Raw genomic sequence first — 14,181 nt, 5'->3', positions numbered from 1 at the left:
GCGCCGTCCTGACGGTTCGAGGGTAGGGGGTGAGGAGACACCGGACGGGCCCGATCGGTGAACGTGGGGGCACCCCAGCGTGAACAGTCGGCCTACCCGGTTGCGCCACCACTCACACGGGGGATGACCGGGTCCGGCTGCGGCCTAGCATCGGCCCCGTGAGCACGCTGGTCGCCCTCGTGGCCGGCTTCGTCGTCGGCGCCGTCCTGGCGGCCGTCGTCGTGCTGCTCGTCCGCCGGCCCGCCGACGGGACCGAGCGCCCCGGCGACGACGACGCCCGGAACGCGCCCTCCGAGGCGCTGCTCGCCCGCCGGCTGCTCGACCTCATGGACCCCGCGGTCCTCCTGCTCGACAAGGACGACGCCGTCATCGTGGCCAACCCGACCGCGCGCGGGCTCGGCATCGTCCGCGAGCGGCGACTCGTCGTCCCCGCGCTGCAGGACCTCGTGAAGCAGGTCCGCCGCCGCGGGCACCGGCGCTCGGACGTCACCCTCCCCGGCGAGGTCGTCGGCGGTGGCACGCGGCTGGTCGGGGCGCACGGCGTCCGGCTGGACACCCCGCCCGGCGAGGTCGCCCCCTCGGCGGTCCCGGGCCCCGTGGCGCTGGTCCTCCAGGACGTGACCGAGGCCCGCCGGGTCGAGGCGGTCCGGCGCGACTTCGTCGCCAACGTCGGGCACGAGCTCAAGACGCCGGTCGGTGCGCTGGGCCTGCTCGCCGAGGCCATGCAGGGCGCCGCCGACGACCCGGAGACCGTCCAGCGCTTCGCCGCGCGGATGGCGCACGAGGCCGACCGGCTGGCCCGGCTCGTGCGGGAGCTCATCGACCTGTCCCGCCTGCAGGGCGCCGAGCCGCTGCCCGAGCTCGTGCCCGTCGACGTCGACAGGGTGCTGGCCGAGGCCGTCGACCGCACCGGCCTGGCCGCGGCGGCCAAGGGCATCACGATCGCCGTCGGCGGGGCCCACGGCCTGGTCGTGCGGGGTGTGGAGGCCCAGCTGACGACGGCGGTCACCAACCTGCTGGCCAACGCGGTGGCCTACAGCCCCGAGAACACGAAGACCGCCGTCGGGGCGCGGGCGCGCGGCGGGTTCGCCGAGATCGCCGTCACCGACAGCGGCATCGGCATCCCGCGGGCCGACCGGGAGCGGGTCTTCGAGCGCTTCTACCGCGTCGACCAGTCGCGGGCCACCAGCACCGGCGGCACCGGCCTGGGCCTGGCGATCGTCAAGCACGTGGCCAGCAACCACGGCGGCTCGGTCAGCGTGTGGAGCGAGGAGGGCCTCGGCTCCACCTTCACGCTGCGCATCCCCCTGGCGGTCGAGGACCGCCGCGAAGCTCCCGGTGCGGCCGCTGGCGCCGCGCCGGTCCTCCAGGAAGGACGGTCATGACCCGAGTGCTCGTGGTGGAGGACGAGGAGTCCTTCTCCGACGCGCTGTCGTACATGCTCGGGCGGGAGGGGTTCGAGGCGGTCGTCGCCGCCACCGGCCCCGACGCCCTGGCCGAGTTCGACCGCGCGGGCGCCGACGTCGTCCTGCTCGACCTCATGCTCCCCGGCCTGCCGGGCACCGAGGTGTGCCGGGCACTGCGTTCCCGCAGCAACGTCCCGATCATCATGCTCACGGCCAAGGACTCCGAGGTCGACAAGGTCGTGGGTCTGGAGCTCGGCGCCGACGACTACGTCACCAAGCCCTATTCGGCGCGCGAGCTGGTCGCCCGGATCCGGGCGGTGCTGCGCCGCCGCGGCGACGTCGACGCCCCCGCCGACGGCGCGCTGGAGGCCGGCCCGGTGCGGATGGACGTCGAGCGGCACGTCGTCGCCGTCGACGGCGAGCCGGTGGCCCTGCCGCTCAAGGAGTTCGACCTGCTCGAGCTGCTGCTGCGCAACGCCGGCCGGGTGCTGACCCGCGGCCAGCTCATCGACCGCGTCTGGGGCTCGGACTACGTGGGCGACACCAAGACCCTCGACGTCCACGTCAAGCGGCTGCGCGCCAAGATCGAGCCCGACCCGGCCAACCCCAAGCACCTGGTGACCGTGCGGGGCCTGGGCTACAAGTTCGAGCAGTAGCCGGAGGGCCGGCACCTCACCGGGCCGGGGCCGGCCGGGGTCACTGACCCCGGCCGGTCTCCTCCTGGAGCTCGTCGATCTTCCGGGACGCATCGGCCTTGGTGATGTCCTCCGGCACGTCCTCGCCGGCCTGGCGGGCCAGCGTGTGCAGGTAGCTCTTCTGCGCCCCGGTGGCGGGCTCGTCGCCGGTCACCCAGTCCGACGGGTCCTTCGCGGCGGTCGGGTCGCCGGCCTGGCCGGTGTTCGCGTTCGATTCGCTCATGTGTTCGATGCTAGGCGTGGGTGAGCTCCGCCGCAGGCCGAGCGGCCCGTCCGGCCCCGGCGGCGCGCGCGGCCTCCCAGCGCCGGCCGGTGCGGTAGACGTGCACGCTCCCGCAGGCGGGGCACTCGACCGCCATCGCGATGTGGGTCGGGTGGTTGGCGACCGACCGGATGCGCCGTTCGGCGACCAGCTCGTCAGTCCGGGTCACGGGGCAGGTGATCAGCAACATGGGACGAGCGTGCTCCGGAGCCGCACCCGGGACGAGTGGCAGGGGTGACATGGACCGCGTCTTTCCTGCCATGATGTCGGCGTGACCGGATCCGACCGCCCGCTCGTCGTCAGCCTGCTCGCCGGCGACGGCGTCCTGGGCGCCTTCGGCCTCGGCGTCGCCGCCGAGGTCTTCGGCTACGACTACCGCCGTTTCGGCATGCCCCGCTTCGACTTCGCGATCGTCACCGACCGGCCGGGGATGGTGCGCACCGACACCGGGCTGACCCTCTACGTCGAGCACGGCCTCGAGCGGCTGGCCGTCTCCGACGTCGTCCTGGTCACCGCCTGGGAGAAGCTCTCCGCGCCCGTGCCGCCGGAGGTCATCGACGCGCTGCGCGCCGTGCACGCCCGCGGCGGCCAGATCATCAGCCACTGCACGGGCGCGTTCGTCGTCGCGGCGGCCGGGCTGCTCGACGGCAAGCGGGCCACCACCCACTGGCGCTACGCCGGGGAGCTGGCCGCCCGCTACCCGCAGGTCGACGTCGACCCGCGGGTCCTCTACGTCGACGAGGGCACCCTCATCACCGGCGCCGGCACCGCCAGCGGCGTCGACGCGCTGCTGCATTTCATCCGCCGCGAGTGGGGTGCCGCGGCGGCCAACGCCCTGGCCCGCGAGATGGTCGTGCCGCCGCACCGCGACGGCGGGCAGGCCCAGTACATCGACGAGCCGGTCGCCCGCTGCGAGGACGACCTGCTCGGCCTCGTCCTGGACTGGGCCCGCGCGCACCTGGCCGAGGACATCAGCGTCGAGGTGCTCGCCCGCCGCGCGCTGATGAGCCCGCGCAGCTTCGCCCGCCGCTTCAAGGCCACCACCGGGACGACGCCGCACGCGTGGCTGCTCGGTCAGCGGCTCGCCGCCGCGGAGACGCTGCTCGAGGAGAGCGACGCGCCGGTGGAGGAGATCGCCCGGCTGGTCGGCTTCGGCACCGCCGCCGGGTTCCGCGAGCAGTTCAGCCGCCGCCGCGGCGTCTCGCCGCGCGCGTACCGGCAGACCTTCCGCACCGGCGGCGCCCGGGTCGAGCTCGTCCCGGCGGGCGAGGACCCCGCCGCCTAGAGGACCCCGCCGTCCAGGAGACCCGGCCGCGTCAGCCCAGGGGGACGGGGCGCGCGACGCCGACCAGGGAGTCCAGCCGGCCGGCGTTGCTCGGCGCGAGCGGGCTGCGGACCACCTGCGTCAGCGCGAACCCGGCGCGGGCCAGCAGCATCGCGTGGGTGCGCGGGGTGAAGTGCCAGATGTGCTCGGCCGGCTTCAGCGTCCACCAGCGGGTGCCGAGCAGCCGCGCCGGCAGCGACGAGACGTAGGGCGTGGAGAACAGCACGACGCCGTCGTCGGCCACCAGGGAGCGGGCGGTGCGCCAGAAGTCGAGCGGGTCGGGCACGTGCTCGACGGTGTCCCACGCGCAGACGACGTCGAAGCCCGGCTCCAGCGGCGCCTCGGCGAGCTGGCCGCAGAACACGTCGAGCCCCAGCACCTCGGTGGCGTGCTTCGCGCCGGTGCGGGACAGCTCCACCCCGCTGGTCTGCCAGCCGGCCCGGCGCGCCGCGTCGAGGAACAGGCCGTAGCCGGCGCCGACCTCGAGCAGCCGGCCGCCGGCGGCGCGGCCCCGGACCCGGTCGAGCAGCGCGAGCCGCCCGGCGGTCCAGGTGCGCTGCAGCAGCATCGCGGGGTCGAACCGGCGCGGCTCCTGCGCCGCCCCGTCGACGGCGCCGCCGTACACGCCGCCCTCGAAGTAGCCGACGTCGTCGTAGAGCCGCTGCAGCGCCTCCGGCCGCAGCCGGGGGCTGATGAACACCAGGCCGCAGGACGGGCAGCGGACGACGCCGAACGGGGAGAGGTCGTGCACGAGCCGGCCGGGCACGCCGCACAGGCAGCACCCGACCGCCTCGGTGTCCTCGGGGGTCCAGGTCACCGGGCCGGGGCTCACCGGGGCGCTCACGCCGGTCAGCCTACGGAGCCTCCGGCGATCCCCCCGGTACCGGTCCGCGCCGCGCCGACCGGCGGGTCGGCCGCCCCGGAGGCGCCGTCGGCGCGCTCGCCGAGCTCGGGGTAGCGCTGGGTGACCAGCGTGGTGATCTTCCGCCGCACCGCCGTCGAGACCAGCCCGTCGCCGTCCGGGCCGCCGTCGGTGCCCAGCAGCTCGCCGGGCACGACGACGTAGCGGTCGGGTGCGGCGTCGGCCTGGGCGAGGAACGCCGCGCGCACCGCGCCGGCGTCGGCGCCCGCGGGACCGGCGGTGACGGGGGAGTCGACGACCACGGTGAGGTCGGGCAGCAGGCCGCGGGTGGCCCACAGCGAGGTGCGGAAGATGCGGTCGGCGTCCAGGCCCTGCCCCGCGCCGTGGAAGGCGATCGAGGTGTCCACGTAGTGGTTGCACACCACGACCTCGCGCCGCTGCAGCGCCGGCCGGATGACCGTGGCCACGTGCTCGGCGCGGTCGGCGGCGGCCAGCAGCGCCGCGGTGTAGGCGGCCACCGGGTGGCCCTCGCCGTCGGTCGCGCCGGCCTTCTCGGGCGCCGGCGGGTAGAGCAGCGTGCGGACCTGCCGGCCCAGCGCCGTGTCGCTCGGCTCGTGCGTGGCCACCACCGGGCAGCCGCAGTCGCGCAGCACCTGGGCGAGCTCGGCGGTGTAGCGGCGGGTGAGGTCGCGGTCGGCGCCCTCGACGACGACGAACAGGCCGGTGCCGCTGGCCGAGGCCGACAGGATGTCCGAGCTGCCCCACAGCAGCCGGAACACGTCGCGCGGGCGGGTGCCCGGCCGGCCGCGGGGGACGACCTGGCGGACGGCGTAGGCGCTGACCAGCAGCGCGAGGACGCCGCCGATCAGCAGCGTGAGACCGGGCCCGGTGAGGCTGAGCATCAGCTCGCCGACGCGCAGGTCGTGGTTGCCGAGCAGGCCGGCCAGGCCCGGGCCGACGGCGACCGACAGCAGCAGGACGATGCGCACCGAGGAGACGACGAAGGCGAACACCCGGCCGCGCAGCCGGTCCTCGACCTCGAAGCCGATGAGCGTGTAGCCGATGATCCAGGAGATCCCCGCGAACAGGCCGACGAGGAACGCCGCCATGGTGGCGAGGACGAAGTCCTGCAGCAGGGACATCGCCAGCAGCGCGATCCCGGCCAGGCCGATGGAGCGGGCGAACAGGCTGCGCCGCGGGATCGTGGGCAGGATCCGCGGCCCGACCAGCATGCCGAGCGCCAGGCCGGTGAAGACGATGCCGAACACCACGCCGTACCCGGCGGCACCGGCGTCGAGGGTGGCGATGTAGAGCTGCGCCACGCCGATGATCAGCCCGCCGGCTCCGAACGCGCCGATGACGCCGACGTACAGCGCGCGCATCAGCGGCTGCCCGCGCAGGAAGGAGACGCCCTCGACGACGAGGGAGAACACGTTCGACGACGACTGCCGGTCGACGGGCGTCCGCGGGATGAGCCGCCGGGACAGGAACACCGTGGTGGCCGAGAGCGCGAAGCTCGCCGAGTTGAACACCAGGGCGACGACGATCGCCGTCCGCGCGTCCCCGGCCCCGCCGCTGCCGGGGAACACCCGCGCGGCCGTGGACAGCAGGGCGAACAGCAGCGACGCGACCGGCACCGCGCCGTAGACGCTGAACAGCGACACCTGGTTGGCCACGGCCAGCCGCTCGCGCGGCACGATCGCCACCCAGATGGCCTGCTTGGCCGGGTTGGTGAACAGCCCGACCGCCTCGACGAGGAACTGCGCGACGTAGAGCCAGGTCAGCTCGTAGCTGAAGGCGATCGACAGGTACAGCGAGCAGGCCAGCAGGTCGCCGACGACGACGGTGGTGCGCCGGTCGAGCCGGTCGGCCAGCGCGCCGGCGATCGGGCCGAGGAGCAGGTCGGGCAGCAGCCGGGTGAGGATGACGCCGGAGATCGCCGCGCCCTGGACGCCGAGCGACTGGTCGCGGGTGAGCTGCTGGGCCATCGCCGTGGTGGCCAGCAGGCCCAGCCAGTCGCCGAGGCTGGAGACGGTGATCGCCGCCCACATGCGGCGGAACACCGGGATGCGCAGGAGGACGAGCAGCGCGTTCTCCTGTGCCCGCCCACTGGCCGACGACCCCGCCGGGCGCGCGCGGGGGCCCGCCGCCTGTCCGTCGCTCACAGTCCTCGCCGTCCGGTCGTCGCGGGTCGTCCCCAGCAGGGTAGTGGCGGGCGGTGTCGATCCGGCCTCCGCCGCACCTCGGACAGGGGGGTGACGCTCAGCCGCCGGGCCGCAGCCGCGGCAGGGGGAGGGGTACCGGCGCCGGGCTGGCCGGGTGCGGGGCGACCAGGCCGAGGTCCAGCCGGGCCTCGGTGAGCCGGCGCAGCTCGGCGTAGGCCGCCGGGCCGAGCAGGGCGGTGAGCTCGGCGGCGTAGGTGACCACCAGCGGCTCGGGGGAGACGTGCGCGGCCGGCGAGCCGGTGCACCACCAGTGCAGGTCGGCGCCGCCCGGGCCCCAGCCGCGGCGGTCGAACTCGCCGATCGTGCTCACCAGCACCGTCGTCCCGTCGGGCCGCTCGACCTCCTCCTGCTCGCGGCGCACCGGCAGCTGCCAGCACACGTCGGGCTTGGTGAGCAGCGGGTGGAGCTCCTCGCGCAGCGCCATCCGGTGCAGCGCGCAGCCGGTGCCGCCCGGGAAGCCGGGGCGGTTGAGGAAGACGCAGGCGCCGTCGACCAGGCGGGTGCGCAGCGAGCGGACGCCGCCCTCCTCGGGGGCCACGTCGTCGGCACTGTCCTCCTCGGTCCAGGCGCCGCGGCCGAGCGGTGCGAGTTGCCAGTCCTCGTCGGTGAGGTCGGCGACGGCGGCGGTCACCCGGGCGAGGTCGTCCTCGTCGCTGAAGAACGCGCCGTGGCTGCAGCAGCCGTCGTCGGCCCGGCCCTCGACGACGCCGGCGCAGCCGCGGCCGAACACGCAGGTCCAGGCGGAGGACAGCCAGGTCAGGTCGGCGCGGACGACGTGTCGCGGGTCGGCCGGGTCCGGGAACTCGATCCACTCGCGGGCGAAGTCCGGGTCGACCTCCGGCGGTACGTCCTGCACCGGTCCAGCCTAGGGACGGCCCGACCGGCAGACTGACCGCATGCGGCTCGGGGTGCTGGACGTCGGCTCGAACACCGTCCACCTGCTCGTGGTGGACGCCCACCGCGGCGGCCACCCCACCCCGACGTACGACGACCGCGCGGTCCTGCGCCTGGCCGAGCACGTCGGCAAGGACGACGTCCTCTCCAAGACCGGGGAGAAGGCGCTGGTCACCGCCGTGCGCAAGGCCTGCCGGCGGGCCGAGGAGCAGGGCTGCGACGAGGTCCTCGCGCTGGTCACCTCGGCCATCCGCGAGGCGGTCAACGGCATGGAGGTGCTCGACCGCGTCCGCGCGCAGACCGGCGTCGAGCTGCAGGTGACCAGCGGCGAGGAGGAGGCCCGGCTCACCTTCCTCGCCGTCCGCCGCTGGTACGGGTGGAGCGCGGGCCGGCTGCTGGTCCTCGACATCGGCGGCGGCTCGCTCGAGCTGGCCAGCGGCGTCGACGAGGACCCCGACGTCGCGCTGTCGGTGCCGCTGGGCGCCGGCCGGATGACCCGCCGCTTCCTGCAGGACGCCGCCGAGGGCGGCCGGCCCGACCTCGCGGCCCTGGAGGCGCTGGGCGAGCACGCGGCCGACGTGCTCAAGCCGGCGGCGAAGAAGCTGCGCGGCGCCGGCGCGCCGGACCTGGTAGCGGCGACGAGCAAGACCTTCCGCACGCTGGCCCGGCTGACCGGCGCGGCGCCCTACTCGGCCGGCCTGCGGGTGGCCCGCGAGCTCACCCTCGACGGCCTCGGCCAGCTGATCGGCTTCGTGTCCCGCATCGAGGCGCGCAGCCTGGCCGAGTTGCGCGGCGTGTCGCCCGACCGCGCCCACCAGGTGCCGGCCGGTGCCGTGGTGGCGCAGGCGGCCATGCAGGCGCTGGATCTACCCTCCGTCAAGATCTGTCCGTGGGCGCTGCGCGAGGGCGTCATCCTGCGGCGACTGGACTCCTTGGGAGGCGCGTGATGGCACAGCCCCGCAGGGACCCCGACTCCGGGCGCGGTCCGGAGACCGGCGGCCGGCCGCTGGCCGACATCCTGCGCGAGGCGGGCATCGAGGCCCCGCGCAGCGTGCGCCGGCGCCGCGGCGACACCGGCGACATCCCGATCAAGCAGCGCCGCCGCGACCCCGACGCCGAGGACGCGCCCAACCCCGGCCGCCGCGCCGGCGACACCGGCCGGGTCTCCGAGACCGGCCGGCTGTCCCGCGACACGGGGCCGGTCGCCGACACCGGCCGCCAGGCCCGGGACCGGGCCGCGGAGAAGGCGGCCGCCAGGGTCGAGAAGGCGGGCAGGGCCGAGAAGGCCGCGGCGAAGGCCGCCGAGAAGGCCGCCGAGAAGGCCAGGAGGACCCGGGACACCGGTCGCGTCGCGGGGGCGCCGGCCGAGGACGGGCGCGGTCCGGCCGAGCCGTCGACCGCGGCCATCCCGGGCATCCGGCCCTCCCGCAAGCCGGGTGTCCCCGGCGCCTCGGCGGCGGGGCCCGCCCCGGCCACCGGCCCGATCCCGGTCACCCGCGCCGGGGAGACCGAGGTCCTCGACGAGCCGCTGGGCGCCAAGGAGGGCGCGCTGGCCTGGCTGCGCTTCGCCGGCGAGCTGGTCCTGGCGCTGGCCGCCGGCGTCGGCATCTACTTCCTGGCCACCGTCGTCTGGGAGCAGGTGCCGCAGGTCGCGGTGGTCCTCGCCCCGCTCGCGGTGACCGGCCTGGTCGCCGGCGTGGGCGCCTGGCGGCAGCGCACCGGCCGCGAGCCCACGGGACTGCGGCTGGTCGCCGTCCTCGTGTTCGCCGGGACGCTGCTCACCATCGCCCCGGCCGCCGGGCTGCTCGCCGGCACCTGAGGTGCCGCCGGGCAGCCCGGCCGCACATCACTCGTCCTCGTCGTCCTCCTCGGCGCCGGCCTGGCCGAACTGCTCGACGATCGCCGCGGCGAACGCGTCGAGGTCGTCGGGCTTGCGGCTGGTGACCAGGTTGCCGTCGACGACGACCTCCTCGTCGACCCACTTCGCGCCCGCGTTGCGCAGGTCGGTCTGCAGCGACGGCCACGACGTCATCCGCCGGCCCCGGACGACGTCGGCCTCCGCCAGCACCCACGGCGCGTGGCAGATGGCCGCGACCGGCTTGTCCGCGTCGAAGAACGCCTTCACGAACGCGACGGCGTCGGCGTCGGCCCGGACGAAGTCGCCGTTGATGACGCCGCCGGGCAGGACCAGCGCGGCGTAGTCCTCGGGGTCGGCCGAGGCGACGGTCGTGTCCACCTTCTTGGTGTCGCCCTTGTCGATGTGCTGGTACATCGTGATGCTGCCGCCGTCCAGCGACACCAGCTCCGGCTCGGCCCCGGCGTCCTCCAGCGCCTGCCACGGCCGTTCGAGCTCGACCTGCTCGACGCCGTCGGTCGCGAGCACGGCCACCTTCATCCCGTCCAGTTCTCCTGCCATGCGGGCGCGGCTACCCGGCACCGGGAGACGGCACACCCGCGCGCACTACCGTCCGACGCGGGGTCGATGCGGCGTCCGGCGCACACCGAGAGCTGGGAGAACGGGATGGCACAGCGGCAGGGCCTGGCGGTCTACGGCGGCGGGAAGATGGGCGAGGCGCTGCTGGCCGGGCTGGTGAAGAGGCAGGGCCCGGACGGCGTCGTCGTCTGCGAGCGGCACCCGGAGCGGGGCCGGGAGCTCGCCACCCGCTACGGCATCGACGTCGTCGGGATCGAGGAGGCGGCCGCCCGCGCGCGGGTGCTGCTCCTGGCGGTCAAGCCGCAGGACCTGCCGGCGCTGCTGGAGCGGCTGGCGCCGTCGGTGGACCCCGGGCACCTGGTGGTGAGCATCGCCGCCGGGATCTCCACCGCCACGATCGAGGCGGCGCTGCCGTCCGGCGTGCCGGTGGTGCGGGTCATGCCGAACACCCCGGCGCTGGTCGACGAGGGGATGAGCGTGCTGTCGGCCGGGGCGTCGGCGGGCGAGGCCGAGCTGGACGAGGCCGAGGCGCTGCTGTCCACCGTCGGCCGGGTGGCGCGGGTGCCCGAGTACCAGCAGGACGCGGTGACGGCGCTGTCCGGCAGCGGGCCCGCCTACTTCTTCTACCTCGTCGAGGCGATGGTCGACGCCGGGGTGCTGCTCGGCCTGCCGCGGGCGCTGACCACCGAGCTGGTGGTGCAGACGGCGCTGGGGTCAGCGGTGATGCTGCGCGAGTCGGGGGAGCACCCGGCGCAGCTGCGGGACGCGGTGAGCAGCCCCGGCGGCACGACCATCGCCGGCATCCGGGAGCTGGAGCGGCACTCGGTCCGCTCGGCGCTCATCGCGGCCATCGAGGCGGCCGCCCGGCGCTCGGTGGAGCTCGGCCGGACCGACGGGAGCCGGTGACGGTAACCCGGTCGGAACCGGTGCGGGGGGACGCTGCGTGATCGTGTCGACACGTCCACGTGGAGACGCGCCGACACGGCTGTGAAGCGAGTTGCATAGGTGTAGTTCTGACAGGGACGGACCGTTCCCCGTGTTCGTTTCTTCCATCGCTTCTGTCACGCGGGTCCCCCTACTCTCTGTGTCAGCACGTGCGTGTCCCGTAGTCGGTGGGGAAGCCGACGCCCGACGCGTGCTAGGTCCGGAGAGCTGATCATGACCATGCCCCAGCGCACCAACGCCGCCTACGTCCGCCCGGCCGTCCCCGGCCCGCGGCCCATGGCCCGCCCGATGCCGGCCGCCGCTGCCGTCGCGCGCCCCGTCGGCCCGGCCCACCCCGCCGCCATGCCCGTCGGTCGCCCGTCCGTCCCGCAGCCGCGCGCCGCGGTCACCTTCCTGACCGTCGCCGAGGTCGCCAGCATGATGCGCGTCTCCAAGATGACCGTGTACCGCCTCGTGCACGCCGGCGAGCTGTCCGCCGTCCGCGTCGGCCGCTCCTTCCGCGTCCCCGAGCGCGCCGTCCAGGACTACCTGCGCGACGCCTACACCGACATCGCCTGATCTGAGGACCACCCTTCCCCGCGCCTCGCACGCTCGGCGCGGGACTCCGGAGGGCGGCCGTTCCAGCACCTCACGAGGCGTCCCCGCCCGCCATCCCGGGTGAGTTCCGTCCGGCCCGGTTCCCGCGGCAGCGTCGCCGCGGGGGCGCCGGGTAGGCTCGGGCGCCGAGCGACACCCCGGCCCCAGCCGGAGCCGTCGCACACGAGCTGATCCACACTCGCGTGGCGTCCGGTTCCGAACCAGCGGTCCCCGGCGCGACACGCGGCAACGACGTCGGGAGCAGGACATGGGTTCGGTCATCAAGAAGCGCCGCAAGCGGATGGCGAAGAAGAAGCACCGCAAGCTGCTCAAGAAGACCCGCGTGCAGCGTCGCAACAAGAAGTGAGCTGACGCTCGTGCCGCCTGCCGTCGTCCTCGTCACCGGTGTCAGCCGGTGGCTCGGTGGTGCGCTGGCGGCCGAGCTCGCTCGCGACCCGTCCATCGACCGGGTCATCGGGGTCGACACCGTCCCCCCGTCGGCGGAGCTGCTCCGCCGCCTCGGCCGCACCGAGTTCGTGCGCGCCGACATCCGCAACCCGCTGATCGGCAAGGTCATCAGCACCGCGGCGGTCGACACCGTCGTCCACATGAACATCAGCTCCACACCCGCCGGTGCCGGCGGGCGGGGGCCGATGAAGGAGCTCAACGTCATCGGGACGATGCAGCTCCTCGCCGCCTGCCAGCGCGCGCCCTCGGTCCGCCGGCTGGTGCTCAAGTCGACCAGCGCCGTCTACGGCGCCTCCCCGCGCGACCCCGCCGTCTTCACCGAGGCGATGCAGGCGCGCCGGGTGCCCTCGGGCGGGTTCGCCAAGGACAGCCTCGACATCGAGGGCTACGTGCGGTCCTTCGCCCGCCGCCGTCCCGACGTCGGGGTCGCCGTCCTGCGGTTCACCAACTTCATCGGCCCGCGCATCGACTCGGTGCTCAGCGGGTTCCTGCGCATGCCCGTCGTCCCCACCGCCCTCGGCTACGACGCCCGCGTGCAGCTGCTGCACGAGGACGACGCCCTCGGCGTCCTCACCCGCGCCACGACCGGGGACTTCGCGGGGACGGTGAACGTCGGGGGAGAGGGCACGCTGTTGCTGTCCCAGGTCATCCGCCGGCTGGGCCGGCTGCAGCTGCCGGTGCCCTCGCCGGCGCTGGGCTCCCTCGGCCGGCTCACCCGCCGCTTCGGCTACGTCGACTACTCCCCGGAGCAGATGCGCTTCCTCAACTTCGGCCGGGTCGTGGACACGACCGTGCTGCGCACCGAGTTCGGCTACACCCCCCGCTACACCACCGCCGAGGCGCTGGCCGACTACGCCCGCACCGTGCCCCCGGTGGTCCCGCCCACCCTGGTCGGTGAGGTGACCGACCAGGCCCGCGGGCTGGTCGCGCGGGCCGGGTCGGTCGCCTCCTCCGTGGGGACGACGGTGCAGGGCCGGCTGCGGCCCGCGCCGGCCCCGCCGGGACTGCGGGCGGTGCGCGATGCCTGAGGCCCGCGTCATCCGGCTGCGCCCCGACGACGACGGCCGGCCGCACGTCCCGCCGCCGGCGGACCCGAGCTGGGACGAGCAGGTCGCCGGCGGCCTGGAGTTCCTCCGCCGCCGCCTGACCGGCGAGTACGAGACGGACGAGTTCGGCCTCGACACCGACCTGACCGACCACGTGCTCCTGCCGGTCCTGCGGCCGCTGTTCAACCGGTGGTTCCGCGTCGAGACCCACGGCATCGAGAACGTGCCCACCGACAGCGGGGCGCTGGTGGTGGCGAACCACTCCGGCACGGTGCCGGTCGACGCGCTGATGGCCACCGTGGCGCTGCACGACGACCACCCGGCGCAGCGGCGGTTCCGGCTGCTCGGCGCCGACCTGGTCTTCGACCTGCCCTTCGTCGGGTCCCTGGCCCGCAAGTTCGGCGCCACGCTGGCCTGCAGCGAGGACGCCGAGCGGCTGCTGTGCGCCGACGAACTGGTCGGCGTCTTCCCCGAGGGGTTCAAGGGGATCGGCAAGCCGTTCCGCGACCGGTACACGCTGCAGCGGTTCGGCCGGGGCGGTTTCGTCACGGCGGCTCTGCGCACCGGCAAGCCGATCGTCCCCTGCGCCATCGTGGGCGCCGAGGAGATCTACCCGATGGTCGGCAACGCGAAGACCCTCGCCCGGCTGCTGGGGCTGCCGTACTTCCCGGTGACGCCGACCTTCCCCGCGCTCGGCCCGCTCGGGCTGGTGCCGCTGCCGTCGAAGTGGCTGATCGCCTTCGGCGAGCCGATCGAGACCGAGCACTACGGCCCGGCCGCCGCCGAGGACCCGATGCTGGTGTTCAACCTGACCGACCAGGTCCGGGAGACCATCCAGCACTCGATCTACCAGCTGCTCCTGCAGCGCAAGTCCGTCTTCTCCTGACCCGCGAGGAGTGGGGGCCGGAGGCTCCCGCGACCGAGCGGCAGGAAGGGCTCCACGCGTCGATCGGCGTCGGTGCAGGGGCCCGCGCCGAGCGTGCGAGGGGCGGGGGGCAGCGAGGTCCTTCCGGGCACGTGGCCGCGGTGTCGGCCGGCGGCCGA

General features: G+C 75.0%; 16 protein-coding genes. 10 read left to right on the top strand and 6 right to left on the bottom strand.

Annotated features, from left to right (window positions below; translation table 11 throughout):
* Window positions 1–158 precede the first annotated feature (158 nt).
* Together ACI79L_RS18630 and ACI79L_RS18625 are read left to right on the top strand one after the other, a co-directional pair.
* Window positions 159–1,385 (top strand): sensor histidine kinase, encoded by a 1,227-nt coding sequence (locus tag ACI79L_RS18630; RefSeq protein ID WP_456938206.1) that lies wholly within the window; start codon window positions 159–161, stop codon window positions 1,383–1,385.
* Complete coding sequence (locus ACI79L_RS18625; RefSeq protein ID WP_456938205.1) at window positions 1,382–2,062, top strand: winged helix-turn-helix domain-containing protein; 681 nt, start codon at window positions 1,382–1,384, stop codon at window positions 2,060–2,062. Before ACI79L_RS18630 ends, ACI79L_RS18625 begins: the two co-directional genes overlap by 4 nt.
* 40 nt (window positions 2,063–2,102) lie before the next feature.
* Here ACI79L_RS18625 and ACI79L_RS18620 read toward each other — a convergent pair whose 3' ends face one another.
* Window positions 2,103–2,324, bottom strand: a complete 222-nt coding sequence (locus tag ACI79L_RS18620) for a DUF3072 domain-containing protein (RefSeq protein ID WP_456938204.1) — start codon at window positions 2,322–2,324, stop codon at window positions 2,103–2,105.
* Window positions 2,325–2,334: 10 nt separating this feature from the next.
* Entirely contained in the window at window positions 2,335–2,532 is a 198-nt protein-coding gene (locus tag ACI79L_RS18615; RefSeq protein WP_456938203.1) for a hypothetical protein, read from the bottom strand.
* A gap of 102 nt (window positions 2,533–2,634) precedes the next feature.
* On the opposite strand from ACI79L_RS18615, the gene ACI79L_RS18610 reads away from it, so the two are divergent.
* The gene (locus ACI79L_RS18610; protein WP_456938202.1) at window positions 2,635–3,648 is read left to right on the top strand and encodes a helix-turn-helix domain-containing protein; all 1,014 of its coding nucleotides are present in this window, start codon (window positions 2,635–2,637) and stop codon (window positions 3,646–3,648) included.
* Between the two features lie 31 nt (window positions 3,649–3,679).
* Here ACI79L_RS18610 and ACI79L_RS18605 read toward each other — a convergent pair whose 3' ends face one another.
* The 3 genes from ACI79L_RS18605 to ACI79L_RS18595 form a co-directional block, all read right to left on the bottom strand.
* A complete protein-coding gene (locus tag ACI79L_RS18605; protein WP_456938201.1) occupies window positions 3,680–4,531 on the bottom strand; it encodes a class I SAM-dependent methyltransferase in 852 nt (283 codons plus the stop codon).
* Between the two features lie 5 nt (window positions 4,532–4,536).
* On the bottom strand, window positions 4,537–6,714 hold the full coding sequence (locus tag ACI79L_RS18600; RefSeq protein WP_456938200.1) for a bifunctional MFS transporter/dTMP kinase: 2,178 nt from the start codon (window positions 6,712–6,714) through the stop codon (window positions 4,537–4,539).
* Between the two features lie 97 nt (window positions 6,715–6,811).
* Window positions 6,812–7,630, bottom strand: a complete 819-nt coding sequence (locus tag ACI79L_RS18595; RefSeq protein WP_456938199.1) for a hypothetical protein — start codon at window positions 7,628–7,630, stop codon at window positions 6,812–6,814.
* Between the two features lie 40 nt (window positions 7,631–7,670).
* Between ACI79L_RS18595 and ACI79L_RS18590 the strand changes: the two genes are divergently transcribed.
* Both ACI79L_RS18590 and ACI79L_RS18585 read left to right on the top strand, forming a co-directional pair.
* Window positions 7,671–8,615, top strand: coding sequence for a Ppx/GppA phosphatase family protein (locus ACI79L_RS18590; protein ID WP_456938198.1), 945 nt, complete (start codon window positions 7,671–7,673; stop codon window positions 8,613–8,615).
* Window positions 8,615–9,487 carry a hypothetical protein gene (locus tag ACI79L_RS18585; protein WP_456938197.1) on the top strand — a complete coding sequence of 291 codons (873 nt, stop codon included), beginning with the start codon at window positions 8,615–8,617 and terminating at the stop codon, window positions 9,485–9,487. The genes ACI79L_RS18590 and ACI79L_RS18585 overlap by 1 nt, the downstream gene beginning before the upstream one ends.
* 27 nt (window positions 9,488–9,514) lie before the next feature.
* Here ACI79L_RS18585 and ACI79L_RS18580 read toward each other — a convergent pair whose 3' ends face one another.
* The gene (locus tag ACI79L_RS18580; RefSeq protein WP_456938196.1) at window positions 9,515–10,084 is read right to left on the bottom strand and encodes a type 1 glutamine amidotransferase domain-containing protein; all 570 of its coding nucleotides are present in this window, start codon (window positions 10,082–10,084) and stop codon (window positions 9,515–9,517) included.
* A gap of 105 nt (window positions 10,085–10,189) precedes the next feature.
* Between ACI79L_RS18580 and proC the strand changes: the two genes are divergently transcribed.
* The 5 genes from proC to ACI79L_RS18555 all read left to right on the top strand — a co-directional run bounded on the left by proC (window position 10,190) and on the right by ACI79L_RS18555 (window position 14,023).
* Window positions 10,190–11,008 (top strand): pyrroline-5-carboxylate reductase, encoded by an 819-nt coding sequence (proC, locus tag ACI79L_RS18575; protein ID WP_456938195.1) that lies wholly within the window; start codon window positions 10,190–10,192, stop codon window positions 11,006–11,008.
* Window positions 11,009–11,260: 252 nt separating this feature from the next.
* Window positions 11,261–11,605: a helix-turn-helix domain-containing protein gene (locus ACI79L_RS18570; RefSeq protein WP_456938194.1), complete on the top strand. Its 345-nt coding sequence runs from the start codon at window positions 11,261–11,263 to the stop codon at window positions 11,603–11,605.
* Window positions 11,606–11,891: 286 nt separating this feature from the next.
* A complete protein-coding gene (locus ACI79L_RS18565; RefSeq protein ID WP_012854759.1) occupies window positions 11,892–11,990 on the top strand; it encodes a 30S ribosomal protein bS22 in 99 nt (32 codons plus the stop codon).
* A gap of 10 nt (window positions 11,991–12,000) precedes the next feature.
* Window positions 12,001–13,119: an NAD-dependent epimerase/dehydratase family protein gene (locus tag ACI79L_RS18560; RefSeq protein ID WP_456938193.1), complete on the top strand. Its 1,119-nt coding sequence runs from the start codon at window positions 12,001–12,003 to the stop codon at window positions 13,117–13,119.
* Window positions 13,112–14,023, top strand: coding sequence for a lysophospholipid acyltransferase family protein (locus tag ACI79L_RS18555; RefSeq protein ID WP_456938192.1), 912 nt, complete (start codon window positions 13,112–13,114; stop codon window positions 14,021–14,023). Before ACI79L_RS18560 ends, ACI79L_RS18555 begins: the two co-directional genes overlap by 8 nt.
* Window positions 14,024–14,181: the final 158 nt, after the last annotated feature.

It is taken from the genome of Geodermatophilus sp. SYSU D00684 (assembly GCF_054050455.1).
The sequence above is the reverse complement of the archived record's forward strand: the minus strand, read 5'-3'. Positions and strand labels throughout refer to the sequence as shown.